This window comes from Microbacterium deminutum, from assembly GCF_039530205.1.
GTDB lineage: Bacteria > Actinomycetota > Actinomycetes > Actinomycetales > Microbacteriaceae > Microbacterium > Microbacterium deminutum.
Genome location: NZ_BAAAOG010000004.1, coordinates 71,214 through 85,680, shown reverse-complemented (window position 1 = coordinate 85,680; position 14,467 = coordinate 71,214). Strand labels below are relative to the sequence as shown.

15 protein-coding genes are annotated in these 14,467 nt (G+C 68.8%); 4 read left to right on the top strand and 11 right to left on the bottom strand.

Annotation, left to right across the window (positions count from 1 at the left end; genetic code table 11):
* Positions 1–98: 98 nt before the first annotated feature.
* Genes rhaS through ABD212_RS11970 form a run of 4 tightly spaced genes read right to left on the bottom strand, consistent with a single transcriptional unit; the run spans position 99 to position 4,851 of the window.
* Positions 99–1,142 carry a rhamnose ABC transporter substrate-binding protein gene (gene rhaS / locus ABD212_RS11985; RefSeq protein ID WP_425561267.1) on the bottom strand — a complete coding sequence of 348 codons (1,044 nt, stop codon included), beginning with the start codon at positions 1,140–1,142 and terminating at the stop codon, positions 99–101.
* A gap of 60 nt (positions 1,143–1,202) precedes the next feature.
* Complete coding sequence (locus ABD212_RS11980; protein WP_344094904.1) at positions 1,203–2,255, bottom strand: ABC transporter permease; 1,053 nt, start codon at positions 2,253–2,255, stop codon at positions 1,203–1,205.
* Positions 2,255–3,325: an ABC transporter permease gene (locus tag ABD212_RS11975; RefSeq protein WP_344094902.1), complete on the bottom strand. Its 1,071-nt coding sequence runs from the start codon at positions 3,323–3,325 to the stop codon at positions 2,255–2,257. The genes ABD212_RS11980 and ABD212_RS11975 overlap by 1 nt, the downstream gene beginning before the upstream one ends.
* Positions 3,322–4,851, bottom strand: coding sequence for a sugar ABC transporter ATP-binding protein (locus tag ABD212_RS11970; protein WP_344094900.1), 1,530 nt, complete (start codon positions 4,849–4,851; stop codon positions 3,322–3,324). The genes ABD212_RS11975 and ABD212_RS11970 overlap by 4 nt, the downstream gene beginning before the upstream one ends.
* A gap of 139 nt (positions 4,852–4,990) precedes the next feature.
* Between ABD212_RS11970 and ABD212_RS11965 the strand changes: the two genes are divergently transcribed.
* The 3 genes from ABD212_RS11965 (at position 4,991) to ABD212_RS11955 (ending at position 7,119) form a co-directional block, all read left to right on the top strand.
* The gene (locus tag ABD212_RS11965; RefSeq protein ID WP_344094898.1) at positions 4,991–6,001 is read left to right on the top strand and encodes a LacI family DNA-binding transcriptional regulator; all 1,011 of its coding nucleotides are present in this window, start codon (positions 4,991–4,993) and stop codon (positions 5,999–6,001) included.
* A gap of 37 nt (positions 6,002–6,038) precedes the next feature.
* The gene (locus tag ABD212_RS11960; protein WP_344094896.1) at positions 6,039–6,599 is read left to right on the top strand and encodes a ribonuclease H family protein; all 561 of its coding nucleotides are present in this window, start codon (positions 6,039–6,041) and stop codon (positions 6,597–6,599) included.
* A 112-nt stretch (positions 6,600–6,711) separates the two neighbouring features.
* Positions 6,712–7,119 (top strand): DUF7144 family membrane protein, encoded by a 408-nt coding sequence (locus tag ABD212_RS11955; RefSeq protein ID WP_344094894.1) that lies wholly within the window; start codon positions 6,712–6,714, stop codon positions 7,117–7,119.
* A 48-nt stretch (positions 7,120–7,167) separates the two neighbouring features.
* Here the strand turns inward: ABD212_RS11955 and ABD212_RS11950 are convergent, their stop codons facing one another.
* The 6 genes from ABD212_RS11950 to ABD212_RS11925 all read right to left on the bottom strand — a co-directional run bounded on the left by ABD212_RS11950 (position 7,168) and on the right by ABD212_RS11925 (position 11,992).
* A complete protein-coding gene (locus ABD212_RS11950) occupies positions 7,168–7,638 on the bottom strand; it encodes an NAD(P)H-dependent oxidoreductase (protein WP_344094892.1) in 471 nt (156 codons plus the stop codon).
* On the bottom strand, positions 7,623–7,931 hold the full coding sequence (locus ABD212_RS11945; RefSeq protein WP_425561270.1) for an LLM class flavin-dependent oxidoreductase: 309 nt from the start codon (positions 7,929–7,931) through the stop codon (positions 7,623–7,625). The genes ABD212_RS11950 and ABD212_RS11945 overlap by 16 nt, the downstream gene beginning before the upstream one ends.
* A complete protein-coding gene (locus ABD212_RS11940; protein WP_425561266.1) occupies positions 7,928–8,299 on the bottom strand; it encodes a rhodanese-like domain-containing protein in 372 nt (123 codons plus the stop codon). Before ABD212_RS11940 ends, ABD212_RS11945 begins: the two co-directional genes overlap by 4 nt.
* 446 nt (positions 8,300–8,745) lie before the next feature.
* Positions 8,746–9,870, bottom strand: coding sequence for a Gfo/Idh/MocA family protein (locus ABD212_RS11935; RefSeq protein ID WP_344094890.1), 1,125 nt, complete (start codon positions 9,868–9,870; stop codon positions 8,746–8,748).
* On the bottom strand, positions 9,840–10,553 hold the full coding sequence (locus ABD212_RS11930; protein WP_344094889.1) for a ThuA domain-containing protein: 714 nt from the start codon (positions 10,551–10,553) through the stop codon (positions 9,840–9,842). The genes ABD212_RS11935 and ABD212_RS11930 overlap by 31 nt, the downstream gene beginning before the upstream one ends.
* A gap of 305 nt (positions 10,554–10,858) precedes the next feature.
* Positions 10,859–11,992 (bottom strand): MFS transporter, encoded by a 1,134-nt coding sequence (locus ABD212_RS11925; protein WP_344094888.1) that lies wholly within the window; start codon positions 11,990–11,992, stop codon positions 10,859–10,861.
* A gap of 152 nt (positions 11,993–12,144) precedes the next feature.
* Between ABD212_RS11925 and ABD212_RS11920 the strand changes: the two genes are divergently transcribed.
* Positions 12,145–13,008 carry a LysR substrate-binding domain-containing protein gene (locus tag ABD212_RS11920; protein WP_344094886.1) on the top strand — a complete coding sequence of 288 codons (864 nt, stop codon included), beginning with the start codon at positions 12,145–12,147 and terminating at the stop codon, positions 13,006–13,008.
* Positions 13,009–13,297: 289 nt separating this feature from the next.
* Here ABD212_RS11920 and ABD212_RS11915 read toward each other — a convergent pair whose 3' ends face one another.
* Positions 13,298–14,467: a thiolase family protein gene (locus tag ABD212_RS11915; RefSeq protein ID WP_344094885.1), complete on the bottom strand. Its 1,170-nt coding sequence runs from the start codon at positions 14,465–14,467 to the stop codon at positions 13,298–13,300.

Genomic DNA, 14,467 nt, shown 5'->3' with positions numbered 1-14,467 from the left:
ACGGTAGCGGGCGAGTGACTGGATCGACCACCGGCCGCCCTGAGCACGGCGGGGCGCCCGGCCTGCCGAAGCAGTCCGGGCGCCGCGCCGGGGACGACTCAGAAGTGGAAGTCGCCGATGTTCTTCTTGTCGAACACGTAGGGGTCGCCGAGAAGCACTACGCCGTCGGGGCCGACCGTGAACGAGCCGAGCTTTCCGCCGTCGAACTTGTCGCCTTCCTTGCCCGTGATGCCACCCTCGATGAGCGCCTTCGCCGCATACGACGCCAGGTATCCGACATCCGCCGGGTTCCACAGCGCGAACGAGGTGACGGTGCCGTCGGTGATGTAGTCGCGCATCTGGTTCGGCGTGCCGAGGCCCGTCAGTGCCACCTTGCCCTTGAAGTCCGAGGTCTGCAGGTAGCGCGCCGCGGCGGCGATGCCGACCGTGGTGGGCGAGATGATGCCCTTCAGGTCGGGGTAAGTCTGCAGCAGCGCCGCGGTCTTGTCGAACGAGGTCTGGTCGTCATCGTCGCCGTAGACCACATCGACCAGGTCGATGTTGGGGTGATTGGCGGTGATGTCCTTCTTCATCAGGTCGATCCACGCGTTCTGGTTCGTCGCGTTGGCCGTCGCCGACAGGATGGCGACCTTGCCCGCGTCGCCGATCTGATCGGCGATCAGATCCACCTGGATCTTCGCGATGCCGGCGGCGTCGGCGGGCTGGATGAACATGTCGCGGCAGCCGGCGCTGGTGTCGGCGTCATACGTGACGACCTTGACTCCGGCATTCCGTGCGTCCTTGATCGCGTCGCACAGCGCCGTCGGGTCGTTCGCCGAGATGGCGATCGCGCCGACGCCCTGCTGCGTGAGGGTGTTGATGTAGCTCACCTGACCGTCGGGCGACCCCGTCGCGGGACCGACCTCGGCGTAGGTGCCCTTGAACTCCGCGATCGCGTCCGCACCGCCCTTGTCGGACGTGTCGAAGTACGGGTTGCCGAGGTTCTTGGGCAGGAAGGTGATGCTCAGGTTGCTCGCGTCGCCGGTGCTGCCTCCGCCGCCGCTGTCTGGGGCGGTCGTGGTGCATCCTGCCAGCACTGCGACGCTCGCGGCCAGCACGGCGATCGCGCCGAGCCTGACCGTGCGTGATTTCAGAAACATCATCGTTCTCCTTGTTGTTGTGGTTCCAGCCGACGTGACCGCATCGACGCCGTTCGGGGTGTCCTAGTCCTTGGCGATCGCCAGGGCACCCGTCTTTCTTCCGCCTGGTCGGCCGCGCCGCTCGCGCAGCCATGCCAGGAAGCTTGTACCGACAACCGACGCGATGAGCAGGGTGCCGGTGACGATGTTGATCACGTCGGACGTGACCCCCGCGAGCCGCAACGCGCTCGCGATGGTGCCGATCAGCAGGACACCCGCGAGAACACCGTGCAGCGCGCCCTTGCCTCCGAAGATCGAGACGCCGCCGAGCAGGACCGCGGCGATCACGGAGAGTTCGAGACCCGTCGCGTTGTCGCCGCGCGCGCTGCTGAACCGGAGCGTGAAGTAGATTCCGGCGAGCGCGGAGACGACTCCGGCGAGCACGAAGAGAATGAACTTCGTCCGCTCGACGTGCACGCCCGAGAAGCGGGCGGTCTCGGTGCTCAGTCCGATCGCGTAGATGCCGCGCCCGAAGGGGGTGAAGTGGAGCACCACGGCGAAGGCGACCGCGAGGATGACGACCAGCAGCGTGACGGCGGGGATCGGCGTGCCCACGAAACGTGACTTGACCAGGTCCTTCCAGAACTCGGGGAAGTCGGTCACCGCCTTCGTGCCCAGCAGCCCGACCGCGAGGCCGCGATACAGCGCAAGCGTGCCGATCGTCACGGCGAGGGAGGGCAGGCCGACGACGGTGACGAGGAACCCGTTGACGGCCCCCGCGAGGGCGCCGACGACCAGTGCGATCAGACCGGCGATCTCGAGCGGCATCCCGCCCTGGTGAAGCACGCCCACGATGACGCTCGACAGACCCACGATGCTCGCGACCGACAGGTCGATCTCTCCCGTGATGATGATCAGCGTCATCGGCAGCGCGATCAGCAGGATCGGGGCCATGTCGAGCAGCAGGTAGGTCAGGGTGATCGGCTTGGAGAAGGGCGGAACCAGGAGGCTCGCGACGATCACCACGACGATCAGGGCCGCGATGACCGCCATCTCGCGCGTGAACAGCACGCGGCGCCAGTACGGATGCGCGTAGTCCTTGTACGTCCGCGTGGCCGCGGATGCGAGAGCGGTCATCAGATGTCCCTCGCTTCCACGAGCTGCCGGGCTTGTCGAATCGCGAGCAGGCGATCGAGCACGATCGCGCTGATGATGAGCACGCCCACGACGGCGCGCTGCCAGAAGTCGGGCACGCCGAGGATCGGGAGCGCGCGGTTGATCGTCAGCAGGAGGTAGGCGCCGATCGCCGCTCCCCACACCGAGCCGCTGCCGCCGAAGATCGCGACGCCGCCGATCACCGCGGCGCCGACCGCGAGCAGCTCGAACCCGCTGCCGGCCTGCGAGTTGACCGTGCCGTAACGCGCGGCGTAGAGCACTCCGGCGAGGCCCGCGAGCGCGCCGCAGACGACGAAGGCGACGAGCACTCGCTGGGTGACCTTGAGCCCGTACAGGTTGGCCGCAGCCGGATCCGAGCCGATCGCGTACAGCTCCCGCCCGCCGCGCTTGTTCTTCATGTACCAGCCGGCGATCACGAGGACCACGACCGCGATGGTCGTCAGGATCGGGATGAACAGCACCGACCCGGTGCCGAGGGCCAGGAATTCGGCCGGCATGTCGCTCGAGTTGATGCGATCGCTGCCGGTCCACACCACGTTGATGCCGCGATAGACGTACAGCGTGCCGAGCGTGATCACAAGCGCCGGCACCTTGGCGAAGGCGATCAGGGCCCCGTTGATGAGGCCGAGTAGGGCGCCGAACGCCATGCCGATCAGGAACACCACGATGATCGGGATGTCGGGCAGGTCGATGAACAGTCGCCCCGTCGCATAGGCCGACAGCCCCAGCACCGAGCCGACCGAGAGGTCGACGTTCCGCGTGATGATCACGATCGCCTGACCGACCGCCACGAGCATGAGGATCGCGGGGGTGAGCAGGAGGTCGCGGAAGCCGTCGTCGCTGAACAGGAAGTTCGGGTTCTTGATGGTGGCTGCGAGGATCACCAGCAGCAGGGCCAGCAGGATGCCGGTCTCACGCGCACGCACGAGCGACGAGGCGGCAGTCGCCAGGCGGCTCTTCGGCTGGGCGGGGGCGTGCGACAGCGAGCCGGGGGTTCGGGGCGGAGCCCCATCAGGAACTGCGGCGCTCATCGGGCGCTCTCTTCCGCTTTGTGGGTGGCGGCGAACATCACTGTCTCGGCCGTCGCGTCGGCGCGTTCGATCTCGGCGGTGACGTGACCCTCACGGACCACGATCACACGGTCGGCCATGCCCAGGACCTCCGGCAGCTCCGAGGAGATCATGAGGATCGCCATCCCCTCGCCGGCGAGCTGTGACAGCAGGCGGTGCACCTCGGCCTTCGTGCCGACGTCGATGCCGCGGGTCGGCTCATCGACGATGAGCACGCTCGGCTTCGTCGCGAGCCACTTGGCGAGAACGACCTTCTGCTGGTTGCCGCCGCTGAGCGTTCCGGCCTCCGCATCGAGCGCCGCCGTCTTCACCTGCAGCCGGCTGTCCCACACGCGCGCGGCCGCGTTCTCGGCCGCTGAGGTCAGGATGCCGAGCTTCGCCAGTGCGGTGCGGATCGCCATCGTCGTGTTCCGGGCGACGGAGGTGCCCAGCACCAGACCCTGCCGGCGCCGATCCTCCGGAACGAGCGCGAGTCCGAGCTTCATGGCGGCCACGGGACTGCGCGGGGGGACGGTCGCCCCGCCGATCTTCACCGTGCCCGAGGCGTAGGGATCGACCCCGAAGATGGCGCGGGCGATCTCGCTTCGGCCCGCACCGACGAGTCCGGCGAGGGCGACGATCTCACCCGAGCGCACCGTGAATGAAACGTCGTGGAAGACGCCCGGCTCGGTGAGCCCCTCGACCACGAGTACCGGGTCGCCGATCTCGGCGGGCTCTTTGGGGAACAGTGTCGCGATGTCGCGGCCGACCATCTGGCGCACGATCTCGGCGACGGTCGTGTCGGCGATGGGGCTGGTGGCGATATAGGAGCCGTCGCGCATGATGGTGACCGTGTCGCAGAGGTCGAAGACCTCGTCGAACCGGTGCGAGATGAACAGCAGTGCGCGACCCTCGTCGCGAAGGCTGCGCGCCACGGCGAACAGCCGCTCGACCTCGACGCCGCTCAAAGCCGCGGTCGGCTCGTCCATGACGAGCACCCTGGCATCGAGCGAGATCGCTTTGGCGATCTCGATGATCTGCTGGTCGGCGATCGACAGCCCGAGCGTGGGCCGGTCGGGATCGAGCCGAACGCCCAGACGCGTGAAGAGCTCCAGCGCCTGTTCGCGCATGAGCTTGCGGTCGATGCGTCCGAGCGAGCGGGTCGGCTGGCGGCCCATGAAGATGTTCTCGGTGACGGACAGATCGGGGAAGAGCGTCGGCTCCTGATAGATCACCGCGATGCCGGCGGCCTTCGACTGTGCGGTGCTCGAGAAGTCCACCGAGTCGCCGTCCAGGAGGAAGTCGCCGGCGTCACGGCGATAGAGCCCCGCGATGATCTTCACGAGCGTCGACTTCCCCGCGCCGTTCTCGCCGATCAGGGCGTGGATCGATCCGCGGTGCAGCGCCAGGCTCCCGGAGCGGAGCGCGATGACCGGCCCGAACGCCTTGACCACCCGACGCAGTTCGAGCGCCGGCTGGGGTCCGGCGTCGGCGGCTTCGTCTGGCACGGCATCCTCCTCATTGAGGTGAAAATAGATGAATCGATTCAGGTCCGTTTCAGGCTACTCTAGGTACAACCGACGAACGCGGTCAAGTCGCCCGGCGACAGTGATCGAATCGTGATCCGACGAGGAAGTGGGGGCGAGGTTGCCGGTCAGCATCCGTGATGTCGCCCTGCGCGCGGGCGTCTCGGTCGGCACGGTGTCGAACGTGCTCAACCGCCCCGACGAGGTGTCGGCGGATTCCGTCGTGCGGGTGAGTCGCGCGATAGAAGAACTGGGGTACGTCCGGAACGACGCCGCGCGCAAGCTCCGGGCGGGAGTCAGCACGACCGTGGGGTTCGTCGTCCTGGACGGCCAGAACCCGTTCTACAACGACGTCGTGCGAGGCGCGGAGGATGAAGCCTCCCGGCACGGCATCGCCGTCCTCTACGGCAACACCGACGAGGACCCCGCCCGCGAACGGCTCTATCTCGACCTCTTCGAGGAGCAGCAGGTGCGCGGCGTGCTGATCGCCCCGTACGGCGACATCACAGCGCGGCTGCAGAAGCTGCGGGCTCGCGGCATCGCGACGGTGCTGGTCGATCGATTCAGCGGGGATGGCCGCTTCTCGTCGGTGTCGGTCGACAGCGTGGTCGGCGGACGGATGGCCGTGGAGCATCTCATCGAAGCGGGCCGGCGGCGCATCGCATTCGTCGGCGGACCTTTCGACATCCGCCAGGTCAATGATCGGCTCGCCGGGGCGCGCGTGGCAGCCGAGGATTCCGGCGCCCACATCGACCTCGAAGTGGTCGCGACGTCGGCGATGACGGTCGAGGACGGCGTCGCCGCGGGCGCGCGCATCCTCGCCCGCCCGCGGCGCGAGTGGCCCGATGCGCTGTTCGCCGCGAACGATCTGCTCGCCCTCGGGCTGCTGCAGTCCCTCGTGGTCGAGGGCCGGATGCTGGTGCCCGACGACATCGCGATCATCGGCTTCGACGACATCTCGTTCGCGGCCGCGGCGGCCGTGCCGCTGTCGTCGATCCGCCAGCCGAGCCGCATGATCGGGCGCACCGCGCTGCGGATCGTGCTCGAGGAGGCGGCGGATCCGGACAGCATCCCTCGCCAGACGGTGTTCCAGCCCGAGCTCGTCGTGCGGGCGTCCACACGCCCGCGCTGAGCGGGCATGACCGCCGCGGCAGGCTAGCCTTGCGGGCGTGACTGAGGATTCCCGCTACGTCGTGGCGACCGACGGCGCCTGCCAGGGCAACCCGGGACCGGCCGGCTGGGCATGGGTCGCCGAGGACGGGCACTGGGCGGCGGGTTCGATCCCCGAGGGGACGAACAACGTCGGCGAGCTGCTGGGACTCCTCCGGGCGATCACGGATCACCCGGATGTCGATCGCCTGACCGTGCAGGCCGACTCCATGTACGCGATCAACACGTATCGCTCGTGGATGGACGCGCAGCGTCGACGCGGCTGGAAGACCTCCGCCGGCCAGCCCACGAAGAACCGCGGACTGCTCGAGGAGCTCATCGCCGCGCGCGACGCCCGCCGCGCAGCGGGGCTGCCGGATGTCGTGCTCGAGCATGTCCGCGGCCACTCCGGCCACCGGTTGAATTCGTGGGCGGACGAGCGCGCGGTACGCGCGGCGACGCACGCGGCGACCGGCCTCGCAAGCGCGTGGTCATCGCATTTCGGCCAGGATCGGCTCGACGTCTCACTCCCGCCGTCCAGCGGTGAGGATGCCGCCGGCCGCGCGGGTCGCGGGCGCTGACCGGCAGTTCTCAGATCACCCGCGTGGGGTGATACCCCCGTCGACCCGGCAGGGCCAGAATCGGCTTGCCTGCGGTGGGCATCCTGCCGCCCCCACAAGAGGAAGGTTCGCCATGACCGACACCAACGTGACCGGCTGGACAGGCTGGGGCGTGTTCGCCTCGGTGTTGCTGCTCATCGCCGGCATCTTCGACCTGATCTTCGGCCTCGCCGCTGTCATCGGGCCGAATTCCACTCTCGTCGTCACCGAACACGGACTGTTCGCCGTGGACGTGGCCGCATGGGGATGGTGGCACATCCTCTCGGGGGTCCTGCTGATCATCGTGTCGTTCTCGCTGTACCGCGGCATGACCTGGGCGCGTGTCGTCGCGATCATCCTCGTGATCCTGAACGCGATCGGCCAGCTGACGCTGTTCTCACAGCAGCCGTGGCTGTCGCTGATCATCCTCGCCGTCGACATCCTGATCATCTACGCGCTGACCGTCCACGGACACGAGCTCAAGGCCAAGCACGGCAACTGACGCACGGACGACGGGGGCTGGGGATCGCGCATCCCCAGCCCCCGTCGTCTACCAGGTGGAGACGTGCGGCGAGACGCGCTGACGCGCGGCCTGCTCGACCAGCGGAAGCCCGCGCGTCACCGCCTGATCGATCCGCTGATGGATCGATCCGCCATCGCGCAGGCGATGCCCGTCGAAGTCGGTGGTGCTCGCGTAGACGCCGAGCGGCAGCGTGAGCGACTGGAAGAAGCCGAACAGCGGTCGCAGCTGGTGCTCGATGATGAGCGCGTGGCGCTCGCCGCCGCTCGTGGCCGCCACGAGCACCGGCTGCCCGACGAGGGCGTACTGGCCGACGAAATCGAAGAGGTGCTTGAACAGCCCCGTGAACGAGGCACGGTACACCGGCGACGCGGCGACGAGGAGGTCGGCGGTCTCGATGTCCACCAGTGCCTCCTCGACGTGCGGCGGGAGGTCTTCCCGATGGAGGACACCGGCCAGCGACGGCCCGAGCTCGGTCAGTTCGATCAGCCGCGAGTCCACCACCGCTCGTCCTTGGAGAGGAAGTCGCCCTGACGCGCCTGCTCGGCGTCGCTGCCACCCGAGGTGATGTGGACGACCGCGCGCCCGTCCGAGAGCTGGTCGAGCGTGGCGAGCTGCTGCGCCGCGACCGTCGGGAAGACGGTGTTGGGCCGCACGGCGACGATCGGCTTCATGCGCTCGGTCGCCGCCGCCACAGCGGTCGCGACGACGAACGAGTCGGCGGACGCGCTGCCATAGGGGACGAGGGTGTAGTCGAACCCGGCATCCTCGAGGGTGCGGGCGTAGCGACTCAGATAGGCAGGGTCGAGCCGTCGCCCCTCGCGCTGCGGGTTGAGTTCGTCGCCCTCCCGGACGTTGATCGCGCTGATGAACTCAGGTCGTCGTAGACGACGACGGCGTCGCCGTCGTCGAGACCCCATCGGCGTGCCGCGGTCTGAAGCCGCTCGAGCGACGGGAGCGGATGGCGGCCGTCGGCCGGCGCGCCGTGCTCGGCGAGCTCGTTGTCGAGGTCGACGTACACGGCGCCCGGGATGTGGCCGTCGAGGTATTCGGGTCTGCCGTCGGGGCGGTCGAGGCGCCAGCGCACGTCGAGGATCCGCACCGGGTCGCCGCCGCCGATGCGCCGGGCGAGTTCGTCGGGCGAGATGAGGACGTCGGACATGGTTCTCCTGCGTTCGGAGGATTCGGAAGCGAGGCCGCATGCTGCGGCGGAGGATTGCGAGGAGCGGCGGCGCTCAGGCCGCGGAGCTCATTCGGCGCAGCCCCGACATTCGGCCGACGCGACACGCGTCACGCAGCGATGCAGCCGCGACACCTTCGAGGGGTGCGGGGTTCGCTGCGGGGGTCATGGCGTTCATCCTGTCGGTCGGGGTTGGTCCAGCCAGACTATGGACAATCACGCAGGCGGTTCGAGGGGCGACCGGCGTTCGTGTCATCAGGTTTCGCTGTGCGACGAAGCATGTCGGACACCGCTGGTGTCGCGCGGAACGAGCATTGGCACCGGCACCGCATTCCCGAGACTGACCTGGGATTTTACGGCACCCGCTCGACGACTCCCCGGTAGTGCCGTCAGCCGAGTTCCGGCGTCACGGACGACGGAACATTACGTCAGAAGCCGCTGCTCGCCGAGCCGGAGCGCCAGGCCGGGGCGGGCGTGAGCGGAACCGCCTCTGGGCGATCGACCGTGGTCGTCAGCTCGATGCGACGACCTGTCTGCGCTGATTCGAGCAGCGCGGTCATGATGTCGAGGCAGTGAAGGGCGAGGGCCCCGCTCGCGCGCGGGGGTCGCTGGTCGCGCCCCGCGGCGATGAAGTCGAGCAGTCCCGCACCGCGGGATGCGTCGATGAGACCCGCCGCGACGTCCACCGATCGCCATTGACGCGATCCGCGTGCAATGACCCGGACCTCTCCGGCGAACAGGTTGGGGTCGGGTACGGCGAGCGTGCCCTCCTCGCCATGGATCTCGATCGGGGCCGCGGTCGTGGCCACGCCGTCGAAGCTCGTGGTGAGGGTCGAGAGTGCGCCGTCGGCGTGCTCGAGGACGCCGCTGACGTGGGTCTGCACCTCGACGGGGATGCGCTCCCCGGTGCGGGCGCCTGACGTGATCGTGCGCTCCGACCGGAGGCGGCTCGCAGCGCCCACCACCGAGCGGACCGGGCCCAGGAGCTGGATGAGCGCCGAGATGTAGTACGGACCCATGTCCAGGAGCGGTCCGCCCCCGGGGAGGTAGTAGAAGTCGGGGTTCGGATGCCACGATTCGTGCCCCGGCGTGACCATCATGGCGGTGGCCGCGATCGGGCGGCCGATCGTTCCTCCGTCTATCGCCGCCCGGGCCGTCTGCGTTCCGGTGCCGAGGACGGTGTCGGGCGCGGAACCCACCCGCACGTGCGCGCGGGATGCGGCAGCCATGATCCCGCGTGCGTCGTCCATCGTCACGGCGAGCGGCTTCTCGCCGTACACGTCCTTGCCGTGCGAGATCGCGCCGTGCGCGATCTCGGCATGCGCCGCGGGAATCGTGAGGTTCAGCACGGTGTCGACCTCGTCGCTCGCGAGAAGGTCGGCGACGCTCGACGCGCGTGCTGCCGGCAGCTCCGACGCCACCGTGGACGCTCGTGCCGCATCCAGGTCCGCCACCGCGGTGATCACCACAGCGGGGCTTTCGACCAGCGTCTTCAGGTACGCGGCCGAGATCGAACCGAGTCCTACGATGCCGATGCGGTGCGGGTCGCCCACAGCATGCCCCTCTCGATGATGGTCCGAACGCTCGGGTGCTCGAGCACCTCAGGCGTGTGCCCTGGTGTCGTCACGACGATGCGGCCCTTGCCCCACAGCCTCGTCCACACCGCCGGCGAGACGATCGGCCGATGCCAGGGATGCCACGGCTGGGTCGGATGCGTCGTGGTCGCCAGCACGTCGTTGAGATCGTCGTGCAGCACCCAGTACTGCTCCGTCGTGAGCGTGAAGTCGTCGACGCCCTCGGTGATCGGATGCCGCTTGCCGAGGTCGGTGATCTGCACCGTGTAGTCGAGGTAGTTGTTCTCGTGCGCGCCCTCGACGAGCAGATCAGGCCGCCTGCTCGGGTGGGTGACGAACTGCCCGCCGACCAGCTGCAGATAGTCGGAGGACGCCCGATACGAGTCTGCGATCCCGCCGTGCCATCCCGTCAGCCCGGTGCCGGCCTCGACCGCAGCCCTCAGCCCCATCACCTCGTCGTGGCCGGCCTCCGACATCGTGACGGACTGAACGATCAGATCGATCGCGGCCATCTCATCGGCATCCGCATAGACCGCGGGCGATTCTTCGATCCGGATGTCGAAGCCATTGGTCTCGAGGAACGGAACGAAGACCTCGGTGGCTTCGACGGGCTGGTGTCCGTCCCAACCCCCGCGGACGATCAGGGCGGTGCGTGCGGTCATGGAGATCCTCAGGATGAGCGAGTTGTCGTTCCCAACTTATTCGCTCGGGGACGCTGCCGGCCGCCGGTGAGCGCGAGCGGGGCGTCGCGCGGGCCGGGAATCGCTCATCAGATGACTTCGTCCGCGCTCGCCCGGCGTCGCGCGCAGCTGCGGGGGCTGAACCTCGCACCGACGCTCGATCCTGACAAGGCTGCGCGGCGAGCGCACGTCCACGCGCAGCCGAAGCCTTCCGCGGCGCGCGAGCACGCATCCGCCGGTGAGCCCGGCGATGGCCGGCACCCCTCCCGCCAGCAGGAATGCCGCAGTCACTCCGAAGGTCTGCGCGACCATCCCATGAGAGGGCCGCCGATCGCCTGACCGGCCGAGAAGACGACGAGCCAAAGAGAGACGACCCGGCCACGGATCGACGCTCGTGCCGACAGCTGCACCATCGCATCGGCCGAGACCATGAACGTGACGCGGGTGGCGCCCGCGCCGACGATCGCCGCGAGGAACAGAGCGGATGCCGGAGCCACCCCGATGAATGCGGTGACCAGCCCGTAGAAGACGACCGCCGCGACGAGCGAGCGAAGTCGCACGAAGGACCTGCCCGCCGAGAAGAAGGCGCCGACGAATGCGCCGATCGCGGCAACCGAACTGTACAGGCCGTACCCTGCGGACCCGGTTCCGTAGCCCGCCGGAGACGCCGCCGCCGTGAGCAGCACCGGCAGCTGCATGCCGAAGACGGCGACGAACAGCAGGAGGATCAGCGGCCACACGATCGTCGGCTTCGCAGCCGCATAGCCGATCGCTTCGCGGATCTGTCCGGTCGCGCGCTCCTGCCGCTCGACGGGACGGAGCTCGCTGCGCCGCATGCAGCAGAGCATCGCGAGCGAGACCGCCGAGGTCACCGCATTGACTGCGATCGACCAGCCGGACCCGACGAGGGCGATCAGTATCCCGCTCACCGCGGGGCCGATGAGCCCGCCGAAGTGGAAGGTCATCGCATTCAGGCTGATCGCGTTGCGCAGGCGATCGGTGCCGACCACCTCCGAGATGAACGCGGAGCGGGACGGCGCGTCGATGGATGCCGTGACCCCGGTGAACGCCGCGATGACGTACACCTGCCACACCTCGACGTGGCCGGCGAGGACCAGCACGGCGAGCAGGGCGATCGCCGCCGTGGTCAGGCTCGTCGTGACGATGAGCGTTCGCCGCCGGGAGGATCGGTCCGAGATGACGCCCGCCCAGGGTGCCAGGAGGAGCATCGGCGCGAACTGCAGGGCGACGGTCAGGCCCACGGCGGTCACGTTCGAGGTGAGCTCGAAGACGAGCCAGTCGATGGCGATGCGCGCCATCCATCCGCCGATGCTGTTGAAGAGCGCTCCGACGAAGGACAGCCGGAAGTTGAACACCCGGAACGACGCGAACATGTCCCGCCAGGCGGGAGGGCGGCTCATCGTCGAAATGGGTGCGGTGAAGGGCGAGGGATCCCCACCGATTTCCGTCACGTCGTCACCACCCGGAGCGTCCCCTCCAACCTAGGAAACGCACGGTGATTGGCTCATAGAATGAGACTTATATCTTGCATCGGAAATGTGAATGGGGTGGCATGTTCGACCTGACCCTCCTGCGGACGTTCGTGGCGGTCGCCGAGACGCAGAGCTTCACTCGGGCGGCAGAACTCGTCGACCGCAGCCAGCCGACCGTGAGCCAGCAGATCCAGCGCCTCGAGGAGTCCGCGGGGCGGATCCTGGTCCAGCGCGATACCCGCGCCGTCACCCTCACCCACAACGGCGAGGCGATGCTCGGATTCGCCCGCAAGATCCTGAGCGCGCACGACGAGGCCGTCGCCTACTTCACGGGTTCGGCGATGTGGGGTCGGCTGCGCTTCGGGTCGGCGGATGATCTCGCCTCGTCGCACCTAGCGCAGATCCTGCGCGACTTCCGGCAGTCGAATCCGCGGCTGAACCTCGAATTGACGGTCAACCAGAGCGGCGTGCTCGCGCGCAGGCTCAACGCCGGGCAGCTCGACCTCGTCTACATCAAGCAGGAGCCGGGCCTGCCTGACGGCCGCGTGGTCCGACGGGATCACCTCGTCTGGGTGGGGCAGCGAGATCTCGACCTCGATCCCACGCGACCCGTGCCGCTGATCGCCTACCAGGCGCCGAGTCTGTCTCGCGCGGCGGCGATCAAGGCGCTCGAGGACTCAGGGCGGACATGGCGCATCACCTGCCACGTGCGCGAGATCAACGGCGTGCTGGCCGCCGCACGTGCCGGGATCGGCGTGGCTGTGGTCCCCCGCTCGCTCGTACCCGGTGACCTCGCCCCCGTTCCCGCAGCGGCAGGCCTGCCGCTGCTCGGCGAGATCGACTTCGCGCTGCTCACCAATCCCCGTGCTCCGCGCGAGCCGGTCGAGGCGCTCATCGCCGCACTGCTGCGCCGCGAGCAGCCCAGGTCGGTGGACCGCCAGTGATCCTCGCAGGGCGCGGGAAAGCTCTCGCCGCGACCCGAAGGCGCCCCGTCGTCAGATGCGGCGAGATCTCAAGGACTGACGTCTCGTACTCAGCGCGGGCCTTGTCATCGGAGAGCCGCGCGCCTTCGTCGGCGATCACCTGCGTGTGCGGACGCGTCATCCGCCCGTCTGCAGCGTTTCGTGCGTCAGCGCAAGCAGGGCGTTCGCACCGGAGGAAGGGCTCGACGTGCGGCGAGAGTCTTGTCCATCGCGACGATCGGGGCGGAGCGCCGGATCCTCGGTGCCGGTTCTACCGCTCCAACACCACCGCAAGGCCCTGACCGACGCCGATGCAGATCGCGGCGACCGCGACGCCGCCGCCGCGACGGACGAGTTCGTGCGCAGCGTGCCCGATGATCCGACCCCCGGAGGCTCCGAGCGGGTGGCCGATCGCGAGGGCGCCGCCGTGGATGTTGACGACGTCGGGGTCGAGTCCGTCCCACAGCTTCACGCAGGCGAGCGATTGCGACGCGAACGCCTCGTTGAGCTCCACGAAGTCGACATCCGCCCAGGTCCGGCCCGCGCGTGCGAGAGCACGATCAGCCGCTTCGACGGGGGCGACGCCGAAGACGTCGGGGTCGTTGCCGAAGACACCGCGGCCCGTGATGCGAGCGAGGGGCTCGGCATCCATCACCCCCTCCGCGCCCAGGAGCACCGCCGACGCACCGTCGTTGATCGGCGAGGAGTTGCCCGCCGTCACGGTGCCGTCCTTGGCGAAGAGGGCCCTGAGGCCCCCGAGCACCTCGAGCGTGGTGTCGTCGCGGATGCTTTCATCCCGCGCGAGCGGGTGGCCCTCGACCTGCACGATCTCGCCGTCGTACAAGCCCGCCGCCCACGCGGCAGCCGCGAGGCTGTGGCTGCGCAGCGCGAATGCGTCCTGCTCGTCACGCGAGATGCCGTAGATCTGAGCGAGCTTCTCGGCGGACTCGCCGTTCGAGATCGTCCAGTCCTTCCGCAGCGCCGGGTTCGTCATCCGCCACCCGATCGAGGTGTTCCACATCGTCTGGTTGCCGACGGCGGGGAACGGCTTCGACGACTTCTCCACCACGAACGGGGCACGGCTCATCGACTCCACCCCGCCGGCGAGGATGAGGTGGGCGTCGCCGGCCTCGATCGCCCGACTGCCCTGGATGACCGCCTCGACCGATGACCCGCAGAGCCGGTTCACCGTGACGCCGGGCACGCTCGACGGAAACCCCGCGAGCAGGGCTCCCATCCGGGCCACGTTGCGGTTGTCTTCGCCGGCCTGGTTCGCGTCGCCGAAGATCACGTCGTCGATCCGGGCCGGGTCGATGCCGGTGCGCTCGGCGACGGTCTTCATGACGACTGCGGCCAGGTCGTCCGGCCGCACGCTCGAGAGCGCGCCGCCGGCACGACCGAACGGGGTCCGGACGGCGTCGTAGATGTGGGTGGCCGGCAT